The 17,872-nt window shown below is 42.3% G+C and carries 14 protein-coding genes and 1 pseudogene; 7 read left to right on the plus strand and 8 right to left on the minus strand.

The annotated features are described in order from the left end of the window. Positions 1–196 precede the first annotated feature (196 nt). Positions 197–397, plus strand: coding sequence for a hypothetical protein (locus CRI9333_RS10660; protein WP_015203176.1), 201 nt, complete (start codon positions 197–199; stop codon positions 395–397). Positions 398–505: 108 nt separating this feature from the next. On the opposite strand, the gene CRI9333_RS10665 is transcribed toward CRI9333_RS10660, so the two are convergent. The 3 genes from CRI9333_RS10665 to CRI9333_RS10670 all read right to left on the minus strand — a co-directional run bounded on the left by CRI9333_RS10665 (position 506) and on the right by CRI9333_RS10670 (position 4,936). Continuing rightward, on the minus strand, positions 506–2,866 hold the full coding sequence (locus CRI9333_RS10665; protein ID WP_015203177.1) for a heavy metal translocating P-type ATPase: 2,361 nt from the start codon (positions 2,864–2,866) through the stop codon (positions 506–508). Positions 2,867–3,111: 245 nt separating this feature from the next. After that, positions 3,112–3,276 carry a hypothetical protein gene (locus CRI9333_RS26720; protein ID WP_015203178.1) on the minus strand — a complete coding sequence of 55 codons (165 nt, stop codon included), beginning with the start codon at positions 3,274–3,276 and terminating at the stop codon, positions 3,112–3,114. Between the two features lie 37 nt (positions 3,277–3,313). Then, a complete protein-coding gene (locus tag CRI9333_RS10670) occupies positions 3,314–4,936 on the minus strand; it encodes a CPBP family intramembrane glutamic endopeptidase (RefSeq protein WP_015203179.1) in 1,623 nt (540 codons plus the stop codon). 160 nt (positions 4,937–5,096) lie between these two features. Between CRI9333_RS10670 and CRI9333_RS10675 the strand changes: the two genes are divergently transcribed. The 4 genes from CRI9333_RS10675 to CRI9333_RS10690 all read left to right on the plus strand — a co-directional run bounded on the left by CRI9333_RS10675 (position 5,097) and on the right by CRI9333_RS10690 (position 10,366). Further along, a complete protein-coding gene (locus CRI9333_RS10675) occupies positions 5,097–5,459 on the plus strand; it encodes a hypothetical protein (protein ID WP_015202580.1) in 363 nt (120 codons plus the stop codon). Between the two features lie 88 nt (positions 5,460–5,547). Continuing rightward, positions 5,548–7,125 carry a group II intron reverse transcriptase/maturase gene (locus tag CRI9333_RS10680; RefSeq protein ID WP_015202579.1) on the plus strand — a complete coding sequence of 526 codons (1,578 nt, stop codon included), beginning with the start codon at positions 5,548–5,550 and terminating at the stop codon, positions 7,123–7,125. Positions 7,126–7,473: 348 nt separating this feature from the next. Then, the gene (locus CRI9333_RS10685; RefSeq protein ID WP_015203180.1) at positions 7,474–8,826 is read left to right on the plus strand and encodes a histidine phosphatase family protein; all 1,353 of its coding nucleotides are present in this window, start codon (positions 7,474–7,476) and stop codon (positions 8,824–8,826) included. 193 nt (positions 8,827–9,019) lie between these two features. Beyond that, positions 9,020–10,366, plus strand: a complete 1,347-nt coding sequence (locus tag CRI9333_RS10690; RefSeq protein WP_015203181.1) for a dihydroorotase — start codon at positions 9,020–9,022, stop codon at positions 10,364–10,366. A 98-nt stretch (positions 10,367–10,464) separates the two neighbouring features. On the opposite strand, the gene lepB is transcribed toward CRI9333_RS10690, so the two are convergent. Further along, positions 10,465–11,061, minus strand: a complete 597-nt coding sequence (gene lepB, locus CRI9333_RS10695; protein ID WP_015203182.1) for a signal peptidase I — start codon at positions 11,059–11,061, stop codon at positions 10,465–10,467. Positions 11,062–11,339: 278 nt separating this feature from the next. Here lepB and CRI9333_RS10700 point away from each other — a divergent pair. Further along, a pseudogene (locus tag CRI9333_RS10700) lies at positions 11,340–11,594 on the plus strand (dihydroorotase); the annotation flags it as partial. Positions 11,595–11,842: 248 nt separating this feature from the next. After that, positions 11,843–13,114 (plus strand): glycosyltransferase, encoded by a 1,272-nt coding sequence (locus CRI9333_RS10705; protein ID WP_015203184.1) that lies wholly within the window; start codon positions 11,843–11,845, stop codon positions 13,112–13,114. 378 nt (positions 13,115–13,492) lie between these two features. On the opposite strand, the gene CRI9333_RS10710 is transcribed toward CRI9333_RS10705, so the two are convergent. From CRI9333_RS10710 to patD, 4 genes are all read right to left on the minus strand, one after another. Continuing rightward, on the minus strand, positions 13,493–14,488 hold the full coding sequence (locus CRI9333_RS10710; protein WP_015203185.1) for a sulfotransferase family protein: 996 nt from the start codon (positions 14,486–14,488) through the stop codon (positions 13,493–13,495). A 111-nt stretch (positions 14,489–14,599) separates the two neighbouring features. After that, a complete protein-coding gene (locus CRI9333_RS10715) occupies positions 14,600–16,258 on the minus strand; it encodes a dipeptide ABC transporter ATP-binding protein (RefSeq protein ID WP_015203186.1) in 1,659 nt (552 codons plus the stop codon). Between the two features lie 425 nt (positions 16,259–16,683). Beyond that, complete coding sequence (locus CRI9333_RS10720; protein WP_015203187.1) at positions 16,684–17,271, minus strand: zf-TFIIB domain-containing protein; 588 nt, start codon at positions 17,269–17,271, stop codon at positions 16,684–16,686. A gap of 27 nt (positions 17,272–17,298) precedes the next feature. After that, positions 17,299–17,661 (minus strand): heterocyst frequency control protein PatD, encoded by a 363-nt coding sequence (gene patD, locus CRI9333_RS10725; RefSeq protein ID WP_015203188.1) that lies wholly within the window; start codon positions 17,659–17,661, stop codon positions 17,299–17,301. Between the last annotated feature and the right edge of the window lie 211 nt (positions 17,662–17,872).

The raw sequence follows: 17,872 nt of genomic DNA on the forward strand, positions 1-17,872 counted from the left end.
AAAAAATATAGCTGACTGCTATAAAATCATCCCTCGTAAGACGTAATTATCCAAATCATATCTGTCAAGCAGGTGCTTTATTAATTTTTGTAAATATATACGTTTTGTAGTATTTGATACAGAATTTTCTGTTATAGTGATTAAAGAAAGCAAAAAACAGTTATAGATAACTTAAGCAACACCGAGGGTATAAATAATGTCTACTGAACAACAAGCTCGCTCCTTAATGATGCGCCACCACCACCTCGTTAAGAACCGTCAGCAATCCATGTTGAGCCGTGTATCTGCTGAAGTTGGTATGCCCCCGGAAGCTGCTGAATATTGGAATCACATTCAAGGTCAGGCACATCCCAGCTTTATTGCTAGTTACGATCGCAGTGGTGCTTCACTAAGCTAGAGTTGCTTAAGTAAATTAACACTTTTAATTAATGAGCATCATGCACTAGGGCATTCTTCATCTTGGAGAATGCCCTTTAATATTAATTACGGCTGCACCGGAATGATATTATTTGAAACTGCGACGAAGTAACAGTGAGTTAGTCACTACACTAACAGAGCTAAACGCCATTAAAGCTCCTGCTGAGGCGGGACTAAGCAAGATTCCCAAACTAGGTAGAAATAAACCAGCCGCAACTGGGATAGCTAGTACGTTATATCCTAATGCCCAAAAAAGGTTCTGGCGGACTTTGTTGAAGGTAGCGCGAGAAAGTTGAATAGCAGCTACAGCATCCAACAAACGCGATCGCATCAAAACTATTCCAGCAGTTTCCATTGCTACATCTGTACTGCCGTGCAAAGAAATACCGACATCTGCTTGCGCTAAAGCGGGTGCATCATTTATACCATCCCCCACCATCGCTACTCGATATCCTTGAGCTTGTAAATTAGCAATTGCTGACGCTTTGCCTTCTGGACGGATACCTGCCACTATTTGATCAAAGTTAATTTCTAACTGAGTCGCGATCGCATTAGCAACTTCAAGGCGATCGCCAGTTAAAATTATCACCCGCAACCCCATCTTTTGCAAGCGTTCCACTGTTTCTTTAGCATCCGCTCTCAGGGTATCTGTGACAGCAATTAATCCCGCAATTACTCCATCAACAGCGATATAAACAACTGTTTTACCTGCATCGGAAAGAGCTTGCGCCTTAGCTTCCCAATCATCACTAATAGTAATTTGTTGTAACTTCAACCAATCACCGTTACCTAGTAATACTCGCTTCCCTGTTACTAAAGCAGACACACCTAACCCCGCTTCTGTATAACAATCTTGTGCGGATGGAATTGTTAACTCAAGGCGTTGAGCTTCCTGCCCAATTGCCAAAGCTAAAGGATGACAAGTGCCACTTTCTGCTGCTGCGGCTAGTTGCATGATGTAAGATTCTTCTATGTCCGATTGTTCTGGAACTACGCAATCAGTTACTCTAGGTTTGCCACTGGTGAGAGTACCAGTTTTATCAAAAACTACGGTGTTTAACTTGTGGACTTTTTCGAGAATATCGCCACCTTTAATTAATAAGCCTTTTTCCGCACCAATGCTAGTACCTACCAAAATAGCAGTAGGAGTAGCTAAACCAAGAGCGCAAGGACAAGCGACAACTAAAACTGCGATCGCTAACTTTAAACTTAAGAGGAGTGAGGAGGGAGGAGTGAGGAGAGAGGAGTGATCGAAATGAGTGCCAATAAAGTACCAGAATAGGAAAGTTATAGAAGCGATCGCCATTACACCATAAGTGAAATATCCCGCCACCGTATCCACCAATCGCTGTACAGGTGCTTTACGAGTTTGTGCCTCCTCAACCATTGCCACAATTTGAGCTAGAGTTGTGTCTTTCCCTGTGCGTGTAGCCTGAAGAGTAATTACTCCTGACTGATTTAAAGTCCCTGCGGCTACTAAATCTCCAGCTTGTTTAACAACAGGCATTGGTTCCCCTGTCAACATAGATTCATCAACAGCAGTTTTACCATCACAAACTTCCCCATCCACAGGGATTTTTTCACCAGGCAAAACTCGTAACCATTCCCCCACCCTTACTTGCTCTACAGGGATTTCAATCCCAGGTTGTTCAAAATTTACTGGCGCTGATTTACCAATCAAACGAGCAACCTTGGGCTGAAGTGCTAACAAAGCCTCAAACGCTGCCGAAGCTCGATGTCTTGCCTGTTGCTCCAACGTGCGCCCCAATAAAATAAAACCTACAAGCATTACTGGCTCATCAAAAAAGCACTCCCAACCTAGTTGTGGGAATAACAACGCCACCACACTCGCCGTGTACGCCGTTAATGTTCCCAACCCTACTAGAGTGTTCATATTCGGCATACCATGCCGCAAACCGCGCCAACCATCTACCAGCATCGAACGCCCTGGCGCAAGTAATGCTAATGTTGCTAGTCCCCAATGAAACCAAATTGAAACTAAGAATGAGGTGTAAGGACTTGGTGAAGGGTGAGAGGCAAGATGAGAAGCGTGGTAGCTAAAATGACCTATCCCCGATAGCACTAGCAAAATACCTGCGACGATTAAGCGCCCTAATAACTGGTAACTTTCTTGCTGATGCCGTTGGGATGGTGTAATTGAAGTATTAGTACCAGCAAGTTGTCCTTGAGCATAACGCGGTTGAGTAGGAAAACCTGTAGAAGTTAACTTATCAGCTAGAGTATCTGGGTTTACAGTACCTACCTCACATTCTACAACTGCTACCTCTGTCAGCAAATTCACACAGGCATTGAGAACACCAGATTGAGAACTTAATTGCCTTTCTACTGCCTTCACGCAACCAGCACATTTCATGCCCGTCACATCAAGAGTAATAGTTTCACGGGCTATGTTTGGGGTAGAAACTGGGATTTCACTTAAAACTTGCATATAATACAGACTTTTTAAACTTACCGTTAAAGATTAGCAACACCTGTAGATCAAGTGTTTCTTCTTTGAGGGTAAGCGAAATTACCTAAAGCGCCACATCACCCACAGACTGAAAGCTTGGGCGCGTGCATAAATATTGTTCTTCCCTGTCTACCGAGGCTTTAAAACCCCTGCTTTTTGTAGTCCGCGCAGGAAGCGCATTTGTGTAGCTGTCAGGTTTCACCCTGTCGCTGCAAGCTTTTATATTAGACTTCTTGGCAAATTCCATTCATGTAGATTGCCAAGATGATGCTTCCATATACAAGTAATCCAAAACGATAGCTTAAAATACTCAATTTGACATAATCCCACACATTTAAATTTTTAAGCGTGTCTAGTAAAGGATGAAATGCAGAGAAAAAGGGAGGCATTAAGCCTCCCTTTTTGGCGAATACTAATGTTTACAGATTAACTACCACCGCTACCTAAGATAAATAAACTTAGAAGTGTGCCACTATTCCACAGGCTATGTAGGAGTATAGAGGATAGTAAATTGCGCGATCGCGTATATACTACCCCCAATATTATCCCTAGTGTCATTAGTGGTAATACTTCAGACAAACTCAGGTGTGCAATAGCAAACAAAAAGCTACTGAGAATAATTGCACCCCAAGCAGGGAAATAACGGGTGAGTGAAGGTAGCAGAAAACCTCGGAATAAGAATTCCTCAAATAGTGGCGCGGCGATCGCTGCTGTGGTAAAAAATATTGTTAATGCTATGCCATCCCGATTCTCTAAAGCAATTGGCAGAATTGGATTACTCCCGCCTTGTCCTTGCCAAAGCTTTTGATTAACTAAGGATACTAAAATTACTAGCGGTAGCGCCACAAAATAGCCACCAAACCCCCACAGTATCCAGCCACCCCGCCAATCAAAACGAAACCAATCTTTAGGCAAAGGTAAAAATTTCTTGATAGAAAGATATAAAACAGTCACTCCGCCTGCTGACATTAATAAATAGCTTAATAGTACATAGAAAGCTTTAGCGCGACTATCAAAGCTAGCAGGATTGATTTTAGAAAGACCAAAAAATAAACCAAATACTAGGGGAAGTAAAATTTGTCCGATAAAGAAAAAACCAACTATGAAAACTTGCCAAACAATTTCACCATTCCAAGGCGTTTCCCAAGTAAGATTATCATTTTGAGCAATAAGCGATCGCTTCCCTTTAATTAACAGTTGTACAACCAAAAATATCACTAACCCTGTTCCAATTAAACAGCTAATTACCGGAATTCCCCCAATAATTGCTAACTTAACAATTGCTTGCTGTGCAACCTGTTGTTCCTGTGCTTGTAACTTAACCAAATCATCTTGACGCTGCTGCACATTGTAGAGTTTAATTAAACCCTGATAGCGGAACCAACTATCTAAATCTTTCTGAATTTGTGCCTCAGCATTTGGTACTAAGCGCGGTGGTATACTCCACAAACCAACTAAAACTTGCGCTGTCTTAACTGAAGACATTTCCGATTTTCCTGAGTGACGCGCAATTAAATCATTCCAAGTTTTTACCGCCGCATCAGTTTCCTTTTGCTTTGTTTGGATTATCCCTAATCGCAAATCTAGCTCATCTCTCAAGCTTTCTAACTGATTAATTGAACCCTGCAACTGTTGCTTAGTAGATGAAGCTTCCTCAATCGGAGGGTATGGTAACTTTTCTTTAGGTGCATCTGAAGGTATAACTGGTTGCGACTGCACTTGTTGCAGTTGCTTTTGTGCCTTATTTAGACTGCTACTAGCTAAATCAACAGCTTCCGTATACTGCTTAGTCGCAACCTTTAACGGTTCATTGCCAACTAAACTACTTTGGAGAGCTTTTAAATTTGTATTCCCTTCTCCACCTGCTGGGATAAAATCACCGCTATTTCGACCACCTTGCCATTCTGACGCATGGAGCAGTAGATTAGTTTGATATAGTTCTAGACGGCTTTGAATCTGAGGCTGACCCCAGCTTTCTATTAATGAAAGGCTTATCTTGACAACTGCCACAAGTGTCAGCACAATCAAAATTAATCGCTTGATGGTCATAAAATCCCTCTTAGATTAGCTTCGCCTGAGTCGAATTATCGCACCTTCAGACGAAGTGCGATTCGTTGAAGTGTGAATCACGGTGAAAGTCCGTACATAGCACTTCCAGCCTGACAGCAGATTACTGTCAACAAAAGGCTGAACTTTCGGTCTGATAAGGGTGCAAGCCCCTTCTGCCAGACTCAGGCATGACTCCCTAACTGCCCACACTGACCAGACTCGGTTTCTGGAGGGTGAAGCTGGGAACAGAGCGCAATCAGACATCTGTTATGAGATGACACTGGCGCTAACGGGGAGTTCCTACGGTGAAACAGAGCCTAAAAAAGCAACCCAGGAAGAAGCAGGGCATAACATCAAAAACCCTGACTTTATTGGAGATAACCCCGCCGCATATTTCGTCAATAGCGGTAAGAGTCTAGGGGTTCCAATGGTTGAATTGGCTACACCTAACGGAACGAACAATCTAACCGAAGGAACGAATAAAAACGATTTAAGGGTCAAGGGAATGTCGAATCCCAAGTAGGACAGACGAGCGTCGGAACTCCCTTAAGTCGGGTAGGACAGACCGTAATTGGTCTGAGGTGTTCAGAAAACACGAACTGGAGAAGAGTATGTTTAGACACAGCAGCAATGCTAGTGAAACTTGGAAGAATCTGCCCTGGAAGAAATTCCAGAAGGATTTATTCCGCCTCCAAAGGCGAGTGTTCAAAGCGATTCAGGTTGGAGACAAGCGGAAAGCTATGTCCTTACAGAGGTTGATACTCAAGTCAACCGCAGCTAGGATGCTGGCAATACGTCAGGTAACGCAGCTAAACGCTGGAAAAAGAACGGCAGGTATAGACGGCAAAGCCTCACTCAATCATGAGGAAAGGTTTGCTCTGAGTGAAGAACTTAGAACCAGAAGTAGCAAATGGAAACACCAGAAGCTACGGGAAATACCCATACCTAAGAAGGACGGGACAACCCGCCTTTTAAAAGTGCCGACTATCGGGGATAGAGCTTGGCAATGCCTGGTAAAACTAGCCCTAGAACCAGCACACGAAGCAACTTTCCATGCCAAGAGTTACGGGTTTAGGACGGGTAGGGCTGCACATGACGCTCAAAAATACCTATTCGATCATCTACGCTCCACGAGTCATGGAATAGAAAAACGGGTTATAGAACTCGATATCGAAAAATGCTTCGATAGGATTGCTCACAAATCCATAATGGAACGACTCATTGCCCCATCAGGCATAAAGCTCGGAATATACCGATGTCTCAAAGCAGGAGTCAACCCAGAATTCCCCGAACAGGGAACCCCGCAAGGGGGGGTGGTGAGTCCCCTATTAGCTAACATTGCACTCAATGGCATAGAGGACATCCACCAATCCGTGCGTTATGCGGATGACATGGTGTTCATTTTAAAGCCTAAAGACGATGCAGTGGCAATACTTGAGCAAATAAGCCAGTTTCTAGCAGAAAGGGGGATGAAGATTAGTGAAAAGAAAACCAAGCTAACCGCTACGACAGATGGGTTTGATTTCCTCGGTTGGCACTTCAAAGTGCAAAACAACGGTAAGTTTAGATGCGTCCCATCAGAGGACAATTACAAGGCTTTTCGTCAGAAAGTCAAACACATCGTCAACAACTCGAATTATGGTGCTACCACAAAGGCTGAGAAATTAGCCCCTGTAGTTAGAGGCTGGAGGAATTACCACCGCCACTGCAAGATGGACGGGTCACGAAACTCGCTATATCACATCCAGCAAAGAGCATTCACGGTATTCAACAAGGAACCAAAACAAACTCGCAACACCAGCAAGTCACTGCTTGATAAAGCATTCCCCACAGTTCCTAACTCCGAAAACAAACATATCAACGTCAAAGGTGAGAAATCGCCCTTCGACGGGGATATCACCTACTGGAGTGAGCGTAACAGCAAACTCTATAATGGCGAAACCTCTAAAGCTCTCAAAAAGCAAAACCATTCATGCGGATATTGTGGCTTAAAAATGCTTAGTAATGAAAAGGTACATCTCCATCATATTGATGGGAACCATAACAATTGGAAGAAAAACAACCTTCTAGCCATTCACGAAAGCTGCCACGATTACGCCCACATGAGCAAAGGCGCAAGCCAAGAACATCGGGAGCCGGATGCACGGAAACGGGCACGTCCGGATCTAAATGAGAGGGGCGGGAGATAATACTCCCCCTCGACTCAACCACCTTGATCTTGAGTTGGTTAAATATTAGACATCAACATAGATTTGTCTTGAAAATAGGGAGGAGGGAGGAGTCCCATCAACGTGCAACATAAGCTGTTGTGTTTCTAAATTTTATATTTTAGGGAGGGAGGAGAGAGGGAAAGAGGGTTTGATAACTTTTCCGAACCCGCCCACCGTTAAAAATATTCAACCTAAATTAGTTAACCACAGATACACAAAACTTGATACTTTTGTGTATGGCTTGTGTTCTAAAGTCTTTGTGCTGGAAAACAAGGATTTAGCTAAAACCGACAGCGTTATTTTTTCAGCAATATACCCTAATTTTTTATGGAGAAAAGATTGACTACTCGCGTTATTATCGTGCGTCACGGTCAAAGCAGCTATAACAGCCAACGTCGCATCCAAGGTCGTTGTGATGAGTCAGTCTTGACAGAAAAAGGTCGCGCCGATGCTAGTAAAGTTGGTGAGACACTTAAAAGCTTAAAATTTGATGCTATTTATGCTAGTCCGCTACAACGGGCAAAAAGCACAGCAGAAATAATTTTATCCTGCTTGAATTATCCTACCGAATTGCAGACATCTCCTAACCTGATGGAGATTGATTTGCCATTGTGGGAGAAAATGATCAAGCAGGATGTTAAAGATAAATTTCCTGATGAATATAAGTGCTGGAAGCAATGCCCCCACGAATTTTCTATGAGTATTCCTGGGGAAAATGGCTCAAAAGATTTCTTCCCCGTTTTAGCGTTGTATGAGCAAGCGCAGCATTTTTGGCAGGAATTATTATCTAGCAACCAAGGAGAAACCATCCTGATTGTGGCGCACAATGGCATTAACCGCGCTTTAATTAGCACAGCATTGGGAATACCCGCCGCCCGCTACCACTCGATTCAACAATCTAACTGTGGCGTTACTGTGCTAAATTTCGCTGGTAAGTGGGGTGAATCTGTCCAACTAGAGTCGATGAATCAAATTGGACACATGGGAGTTGCTTTACCAGAACCAAGGGAAGGTCATCCAGTACCGCGCTTATTACTTGTCCGTCACGGCGAAACAGAATGGAACCGTCAAACACGCTTCCAAGGACAAATTGATATTCCACTCAATGATAACGGTCGGCAACAAGCACAAAAAGCGGCTGAGTTTCTTAAAGAAGTACCAATTCACTTAGCGGTTACTAGCCCAATGGTACGCCCCAAGGAAACAGCAGAGATTATTCTTCAGTATCATCCTGATGTGCAATTAGAACTTAATGTTGAATTAAGCGAAATAGGTCACGGGTTGTGGGAAGGTAAGTTAGAAGCAGAAATTGAGCAAGAATTCCCTGGTGAGTTAGATCGTTGGCGAAATACACCCGCAGAAGTGCAAATGCCTGAAGGGGAAAATTTACAACAGGTATGGGACAGAGCTACTGAGGCGTGGAATGATATTGTTACTGCTGCGGCTAATGAAGCTCAAACTTGTATGGTTGTGGCTCATGATGCTACCAACAAAGTTATTCTTTGTTATGTCATGGGTTTAGGGTTAGAAGATTTCTGGAAAATTAAGCAAGGTAACGGCGCTGTAACGGTAATTGACTACCCGCAAGGTCTAGAAGGAATGCCTGTATTGCAGTCTTTGAATATTACCAGTCACCTTTCTGGTAGCGTTTTGGATAAAACTGCCGCAGGCGCTTTGTAGAGGGAGGGGTGAGGAGGGAGGAGGGAGGAGTTATTTGCTGCTAGATTTACGCAATGATTCCCCTAAATCCCCCTTTTTAAGGGGGACTTTGAATCTTCCCCACTATCAAAAGGGGGGTTAGGGGGGATCTAGGTTTCAAGCTTGCGGTGCGTAATGTCCTGTTGCAAAGCTCAACACTTAAAATGCCATATCTATGAATACACTGCTTCAACAAGTAAGAGTATTAGACCCTGTTTCTGGAACTGACAAGATTGCTGATGTGTTAATTGCCGACGGCATAATTAAGTCGGTGGCAGATCAAATTCTGGATTTTCCAGAGCATACATTAGTGCAAAATTGTCAAGGTATGGTATTAGCGCCAGGGTTGGTTGATTTATACAGCCACTCTGGGGAACCAGGCTTTGAAGAACGAGAAACTGTAGAATCGCTGATGAAAGCTGCTACTGCTGGCGGTTTTACTAGATTAGCAATTCTCCCAAATACGCTACCGCCTATAGATAACTTAGGTGGGTTAGCACAGTTACAACAAAAGATACAGGGCAAAGAAAATTTTTCCCCATCCCATCAGAGGGAGAGGGGGGAGGAGGGAGGAGAAAGGAGGGTACAAAGCCAAGAAAATTTATCCCCATCCCCCCATCTATATTTCTGGGGCGCTCTTACTATGGGGGTAAAGGGTGAACAAATGACAGAGTTGGCAGAGTTGGCGGATGCTGGAGTTGTCGGCTTTGCTGATGGTAAACCAATCCAAAACTTGGGGCTATTACGGCGAATGCTGGAATACCTGAAAAGTTTAGGTAAACCTGTGGCTTTGTTTCCTTGTAATCAGCAATTGGCTGGTAATGGGGTGATGCGAGAAGGTTTTCAATCTGTTTGTTTTGGGCTACCTGGAAATCCTGCGATCTCAGAATCATCTGCCCTTGCTGCTATTCTAGAAATTGTGGAGGCTACTGGTACGCCTGTCCATATTATGCGGGTTTCAACTTCGCGCGGTGTGGAATTAATTCAAAGTGCCAAGCAGCGTGGTTTGCCGATAACAGCAAGTACCACTTGGATACATTTATTACTAAATACAAATGCAGTAAGTAGTTATGACCCTAACTTGCATCTAGAACCGCCTTTGGGGAACCCAGATGACCAAGAGGCATTGATTTGGGGAGTTCGTAATGGTGTAATAGATGCGATCGCAATTGATCATACACCCTACACCTACGAAGAAAAAACTGTTTCCTTTGGTGAGGCTCCATCTGGCACTATTGGCTTAGAATTGGCACTTCCTTTACTGTGGCAGAATTTTGTAGTAACGGAAAAGTGGTCTGCGCTGGAACTCTGGCGTGTCTTAAGCGTTCAACCAGCACAATTTTTAGGTCAATCTCTTAAAGCTATTACTCTAGATGTTCCTGCTGAACTAATTTTGTTTGACCCTGATAAAACTTGGAACGTTACAACGCAGACACTTAAATCTCGCTCCTCTAATACTTCTTGGTTAGGGCAACAAATCACAGGTCAGGTTGTGCAAATTTGGAATAGCTTTAAAGGTTGAGTGAACAAAGACTTACACAAAACATTAGGCGGGCAATATGCCCGCACTACATTTGTAGCATGGCGGAGCAAAGGCGCGTCTATACATTCTCAAGACTTTTACTTAGCAGAAGGATATAGCGGTTCGGGATTTACTTCTCCTACACGATTCATGGGCCAGAAGCGTACCGCCGCCCTACCAATTATTTTCTCAGTAGGAACGAATCCCCAATAATGGCTATCGTAACTGTTGTTACGATTATCCCCTAGTACTAAATAAGAATGAGATGGTACTGTTACAGGTCCCCAGTTATAGTGGGGTTCTTCTTCAATATACTTTTCTCGCAAAGCTTGATCGTTAACATAAACCCGTCCGCCTTTCACCTCGACTTTATCGCCAGGTGTACCAATCACCCGTTTAATAAAAGCATCGTGGAAATTTTGCTTTTCCAGTGTTTCAGTAGGATTAAACACCACAATATCTCCGCGCTGGGGATTCTTAAACTTGTAACTTAATTTATCTATAATTAGGCGATCGTTAATTTGCAGCGTTGGCAACATTGAGCCAGATGGAATATACCGTGCTTCCGCTACGAAAGAACGAATCCCAAATGCCAAAATTGCACTTAGCCCAATTGTCTTTACTGCTTCTACCCAGGGGTTTTCGGATTTTTGCTGGGGTATATTTTCTGATGGTTGATTTTGCACGCGAGTCATAGATGGTTAATTATGCTGACCAATAAGGAGGTAACTGATTCTAATTTACAAATTTATTTCAATTAAAACGGATTGTTTGCTAATCTGAGGTTATGAATTTTGCCGGATGATCAGTTTCATCCTTAAATAATTTTGCTTGAGTACATAAATATTATCATTTATCAATTTTAATCGAATCTTGCCACTTCGGACTCAAGTTTCGGACTAAAAAAGAATTATTTCTAACTTTTGACGCAGATATCCATCCATAACCTCCTACGTCTAACCCTAGCTCTTTGATGATTCGCCGTTCTCGCATTCTCTTACCTACAGGTGAATTTTTGCAAGGAGATGTGCAAATTCGCGATCTAGAGATCATTCAGGTGGCTCCTGAAATTCCGGTTTCTGACACTGATAAAGTAATAGACGCAGAAAATTTAACTTTGTTGCCTGGAGTAATTGATCCCCAGGTACACTTTAGAGAACCAGGCTTGGAACATAAGGAAGACTTGTTTACAGCAAGTTGCGCCTGTGCTAAAGGTGGGGTAACTTCGAGTAATTTTACTGTCTTTTGAGTGAGATCGCTCAAATTTTTGGCTGTATAGTAACAGTAACCCTTGATCAGAAGTTGCAGGAAGAAAAAACATTTAAATCAGGCGAGTATAAGGCATAATTAAACACTACATAGTTTAACCCCAACACCCCAATCTGATATGGTATAAAGATTAAGCCTGCGGATATTTCTATTTCTGAGTATTTACGAACTAAGTATAAATTTTTTCTCTATTCCTCCACTTTAATTATGACTCATTTTGGTCTAATTTGTCCCACCTCAACTGGACACCTCAACACCATGCTTCCGTTGGGAAAAGAACTGCAAAGGCGCGGTCATCGCGTCACATTATTTGGGATATTTGATGCTCAATCTCAAACATTGGCAGCAGGATTAGAATTTCAAGTAATTGGAGAAACTGATTTTCCAAAAGGGACGATGCCAGACTCATGGGCTAAGTTGGGGGAACTAAGCGGTCGCGAAGCATTTCGATATACTGTCAGTCTGTTAAAGGATAGGACTGCTGTTATGCTTCGAGATGCACCGTCAGTGATGAAACAAGCAGGTGTAGAAGCACTCTTAGTAGACCAAGTTTCACCAGAAGGAGGAACTATTGCGGATTTTCTGGGCATTCCCTTTATTACCATTTGCAGCGCAGTCGTACTGAATCGCGACGAAAGTGTCCCACCTTATTTCACAAACTGGAAATACAACCCTGCGTCGTGGGCGCGGATGCGTAACAAATTAGGTTATCAGGTGTTGAAGCGGATTGCACAGCCAATCACAGAGGTTATCAATGAGTATCGTCAAGAATGGAAACTACCGCCTCACTCTAGCCCTAATGCTCGTTATTCTCAACTAGCTCAAATCAGTCAACAGCCTTTTGAATTGGAATTCCCTAGAGAAAATTTGCCTAGCTGCTTCCATTTCCCAGGACCTTATCATAGCTTAGTTGGTCGAGAAGTTCCTGATTTTCCCTATGAAAAGTTAACTGGGCAACCGTTAATTTATGCTTCAATGGGAACTATACAAAATCGCCTGATTAAAATTTTTCAGCAGATTGCTGAAGCTTGTGTAGGATTGGATGCCCAATTAGTAATTTCTTTGGGTGGTTCTACTAGCCCAGAATCTCTGCCAGAACTTCCTGGTTCGCCTTTGGTTGTAAAATATGCGCCACAACTAGAATTACTTAAAAAAGCTACTCTTACTATTACCCACGCGGGCATGAATACTACTTTAGAATCCCTTAATAATGGGGTGCCGATGGTGGCTATTCCGATTACTAACGATCAACCAGGGGTAGCAGCGCGTATCGCTTGGGCAGGATGTGGTGAAGCCATACCTATTAAGAGTGTAAATGCTTCCAAACTGCGAACTGCGATCCGGAAGGTGTTAACAGAAGATTCTTACAAAAAGAATGCAGTCAGGTTACAAGAGGCGATTAAGCAAGCTGGGGGAGTCGAAAAAGCGGCTGATATTATTGAACAGGTTGTAGCAACAAGGAAGCCAGTCATACAGTAACTAAGATGATTTTTTCCCTCTTTCACTGAGTAATCGTTCTAGTTAGTAATTATAAGCAAATAATTTAATTGCTCACTAACAGTGTGCAAATGTTGCTAGTGAGTTGGTATTATGACTATCAATTCCAATTTCCTGAACGGATTCTTTTGATATCGTTATAAAGAGCAGACTTAAATTCATATCCTAGTAATTGTTTAAGCTTGGGAGTGGCACTGTCTAGAACTGTTTGCTGCATATCACATAAAAAAAGTAACTCAAAGCTAGAAAACTTAGAAACTTCCCCATAGATTATCTTTTTTTAATTACTAATCTTATTTAAGATTTTTATATGATTAATTGAAACAATACATAACATTTAAGCAGCAGTCAAATTCCAGTCTAAGTATCGTAACTGTGGTAAGCAAAATACGGTTGCAACTTCTGGCGGATTTGCTCATACTTCCCTTGCACCTCTGGCAATAACTTGACCGGGCGTGGTTTGATCAACGTATTATAAGCTAAAGTTGATCGCTGCTTGAGTCCCAAAAACCCCAAAATCTTAAGAATGGTTTCCTCTGGCTCATTACATAGGTCTTCATATTTGACAGATACATAATCTGTCTTTGGCAAAGAGTCAATATTCTGCAAAAAGTAAGTTGTTGATTGAACAGCCGATTTAGTCACATGACGCAATCCCAGGTCGAAATACGTTGAATACAACAGCCGATAAACAAAGCGTTGCATGGGATTTTTGAAGATCTGTGCGTACTGCTCGGATAGTAGAACAAGGTAGGGATTCCGGGTAGCCAATATAGAGCGTGTGGCTTTCAACTTAGAATTGATGACATCAATCGGATGTCGATGAATAAATATAAACTTAGCTTCTGGAAAAACGCTCTTGACATACATGAAGTGGGGAAAGCACCAGGGATTCTTGAGCAACAGTGGTCTATCTGAAACAGACACGAATTGAATCTTCCTGCACAACTGTGTAAAAACAGGTAGGTTGTCAGGATTTAGGTAGGACTCATACCCAGAATTTTTGAGGATGAATCCATACTCTTCAGGCAAATCTGGAGTTGCTTCCACATTATCAATTATGCGATCACTTATCCCTAGGGATTGCATGAGTTCCTCCAACTCCTGACGAGCCTGATTCTGGGTTTGATTTACCTTATTGGGCAAAAGCTGATCATATTGAATGACATTGTAGGCGCTGACATAGTTGAAACACTCTGTTGCTACCAATGTCTTGTACAACAAGGTCGTCCCTGACCGATGGTCTCCCATAATAAAAACGGGATTAAAATCTACTTCCTCTAGCAAGTCGAGGTAGGAGTCATCGGGAGTGTGATTGATGCCTGTAGATTGCATATTTTCCGTTTTTGATTGCATATATATAAATTCAATAGCTAGTCAATATAGTTTGTCAAATTATGTATGAATACTTAAGCGTAACAGTTTCCCCCTCCCTGTAAAGGGGAAGGGGGCTGGGGGGTTAGGTTTTTATGCCTGCCGCGCTAATAACGGAGCAGCTTTTAACAAGGTCTGGGTATAAGGATGCTGAGGATTTGTAAAGATATCGTGAGTTTTTCCTAACTCTACAATTTGACCACTATTCATCACAGCAATACGATCGCACAAAAACCTCGCTAACCACAAATCGTGAGTAATAAACAAATAGGTTAAGTTAAATTCATCTTTTAACTCCAACATCAAATCTAATACTTGCGATTGCACACTAGCATCTAACATACTTACAGGTTCATCACAGATTAACAACTTCGGACGGGTAATTAAGGCACGTGCGATCGCAACTCGTTGTTGTTGTCCCCCAGATAAATCAGAGGGATATCTTTGATAATATTCTTCTGCTGGAGTTAGTCCAACTCGTTCCAGCATTTTTATTACCTGATCTTTTGCTGTATCTTTAGTAGCAAGGTTGTGAATAAATAACGGATCAGCAATACTTTCTCCCACAGTCATTAACGGGTTAAGGCAAGCGTGAGGATCTTGAAACACCATTTGGATATCACGCCGCGAAGCCCTGACTGACTGAGTAGACAGCTTAGTTAAATCTTTTCCAAAAAATTCAACTTTCCCACTTGTGGCGCGAATTAACTGCAAAATAGTGCGAGATAAGGTACTTTTACCACAACCCGATTCTCCCACTAATCCTAAAATTTCCCCTTGATACAAATTGAGATTAATGTTATCCACAGCCTTGATAACTGTGTCTTCTTGCTTAAACAACTTCTCAATAAAATTACGCTCTAAAGTATAGTACTGCTTCAAATCAGTCACACGCAAAACCAGTGGAGTCGCTTCCACCCCATCCGTTACAACATCCGTTGCCTCCTTTTCACTTACCGCTTGAATATGCAAAGCTGCTTCTAAAAGCGATTTCGTATATTCATGCTGTGGATTTTGAAAAATCTTTTGAGTAGCGCCTGCTTCTACCATTTTGCCTTGGTACATCACAGCAATGCGATCGCAATATTCCCCCACCATTGCCAAGTCGTGAGAAATTAAGATCAGCGCCATATCGCGCTCACGACATAAGCGAGTTAACTCCTGTAATATCTGCGCCGATACAGTTACATCTAAGCTAGTAGTCGGTTCATCAGCGACAATTAACTTAGGATTGAGGAGTAACGCAAGTGCGATCGCTACCCGTTGACGCATCCCACCGCTAAACTCATGGGGATACTGCGCCCATCTACTCGCGGGTATTTTGACAGCTTCTAAAGTTTCAATTGCTTTTTCCTTCGCTTGTCGCCTTGATAATTGTGGTTGATGAGCTTGCAACGTTTCTAAACAATGCTCACCAATAGTCATTAAGGGATCAAGGCGTGTCATCGGATCTTGGAATATCAGCGCCACCGCTTCACCACGAAACCGCCGTAATTCAGCAGGTGTCAAATCAAAAACCAACTGACCATTAAAACTTACCTTACCTTCAACTTGGCTTCCGGCGGGTAAAAGGCGCATTGCTGCCCTTCCCAGCGTAGATTTACCACAACCAGACTCCCCAACCAAACCTAACTTTTCTCCAGGTTGGAGGGTAAAAGAAACGTCATCTACAGCCCATTGTGTCTGAGCGGTAGCGCGGCTGTTGGGATAGGATACCCGCAAATTTTCGACATTAAACAAAACTTGGCTCATTTTAGCGTTCAGCTATCAGCGTTTAGCTATTAGCTTAGTGGGAAATACTTGATCAAGAGTAGCTAATTATTAGACCTCTTGCAGAAGTAAAATTTTAGATGATTAACCGCCGATGCACACAGATACACGCAGATAAAATATAAACTTTATCAACTTATGCAAAAGGTTTATAGAGCAATCAGCTATTTTAAAACCTATCCGAAAAGTGGTTTGAGGAGATTTTTAACCACAGATAAACACAGATGGACACAGATAAATATAGAGGTTTATTCACATCAAATAGCTTTTTTGGCTAGGCTCTTAGAGTCTATCCGAAATTAATCACAGAAAATTATCTGCGTTTATCTGCGTGTATCTGCGGTTAAAATCTCTTTTCGGTTAAGTAAGTAGAAATTATCGTTCAAAGCTTTCCTACTCAACTTTATTTACAGTTTTAGCTGATTGAGGAAAGACGTTTTATCTTTTTCACAACGCCTCATCAAATAAGCAGCCGCAAAATCTCCATTAGGGTGCTGTTCCAAAATAGTTGCTAACTCAAATACTTTTTCCGCAATTTCTGATCCTACTTTATCCACAATTGCTTGTCGCTCTTGTTCTGCGTGTTGATACTCGCGCATCCGCGCTTGCCATCCAGCCGTAAACAATTGTTCTATATGAGTATGCCACCCTAATTTTTCCAAAACGTCCCACTCGCCGCCATCACACCAAATCCCGTTACAGCTAGAACAGCGTTCTATATAAAATGAGGTTTTTAAGCTAACCTTGGCGCGAGACAAAATGCGCTGGCAATCTGGACACAAAGCTGCTTTGTTATCAAAAGGTGATGGTACATAATCTACATGATGTATTTGCGAAAATAAATCCGGTTCCTCAGATGCGTTTTCTTGATGCCAATTTTCATAATCGTTAGCGCGAATCCAGCTACCTTGGCAATCCTGGCAAGAATTAACAGCTAATTTGCCACTCAAGGTGCTATCCATTAATGGTGAATGCTTACATTTGGGACAGTTCACAGAAATTTACCTCCTAATATGATAATTTTATTCCGTTTGGAGGATGGATTCGCACCAACCAATCAAACTTTTGACCCGATGATCAAAAGCCTCTTGCCTTTGCTCTTTAGTTTCCCGATGCTGGGATGCCTGCAAAAACATCATATCCATCTGTAACATCCGCATCAGCCGATGGATTTCCGTTAAATAAGATTGCATACGGGATAATTCCGGCAAATCTAGCTGATCTAGGCTTAAGTTCAAGATTTGGGTAGTAAAAATTTGTTGCACTTTCTCCAAGGCAGCATTTACGGATGCGCCCTCCTGATTTGGTGTAGTAGCAGCTTTTTGGAGTTGCAAGAGTGCTTGTAAAAATTCCTGGTAGCGATCGCGATGTGACGGTGGTAACATTCAAAGATAATTAGACTAAGATTAATGTAAAGAATTTTGTCTAATTGATAAAGAAGATCGCTCTAAGAGTGCTTGCCTACGTCTGATCAGATGAAAGCAAGATTTCCTTCATCAGCGATGTCTACGACGGGCTACGCCTACGCACGTTTCTACACAAAATAGCCGTATATACCGATCCTGAGATAGTCAGAATCCGTCCGTCAGATTTCAA

Origin of the sequence: Crinalium epipsammum PCC 9333 (assembly GCF_000317495.1) — a bacterium.
Classification (GTDB): Bacteria; Cyanobacteriota; Cyanobacteriia; order Cyanobacteriales; family PCC-9333; genus Crinalium; species Crinalium epipsammum.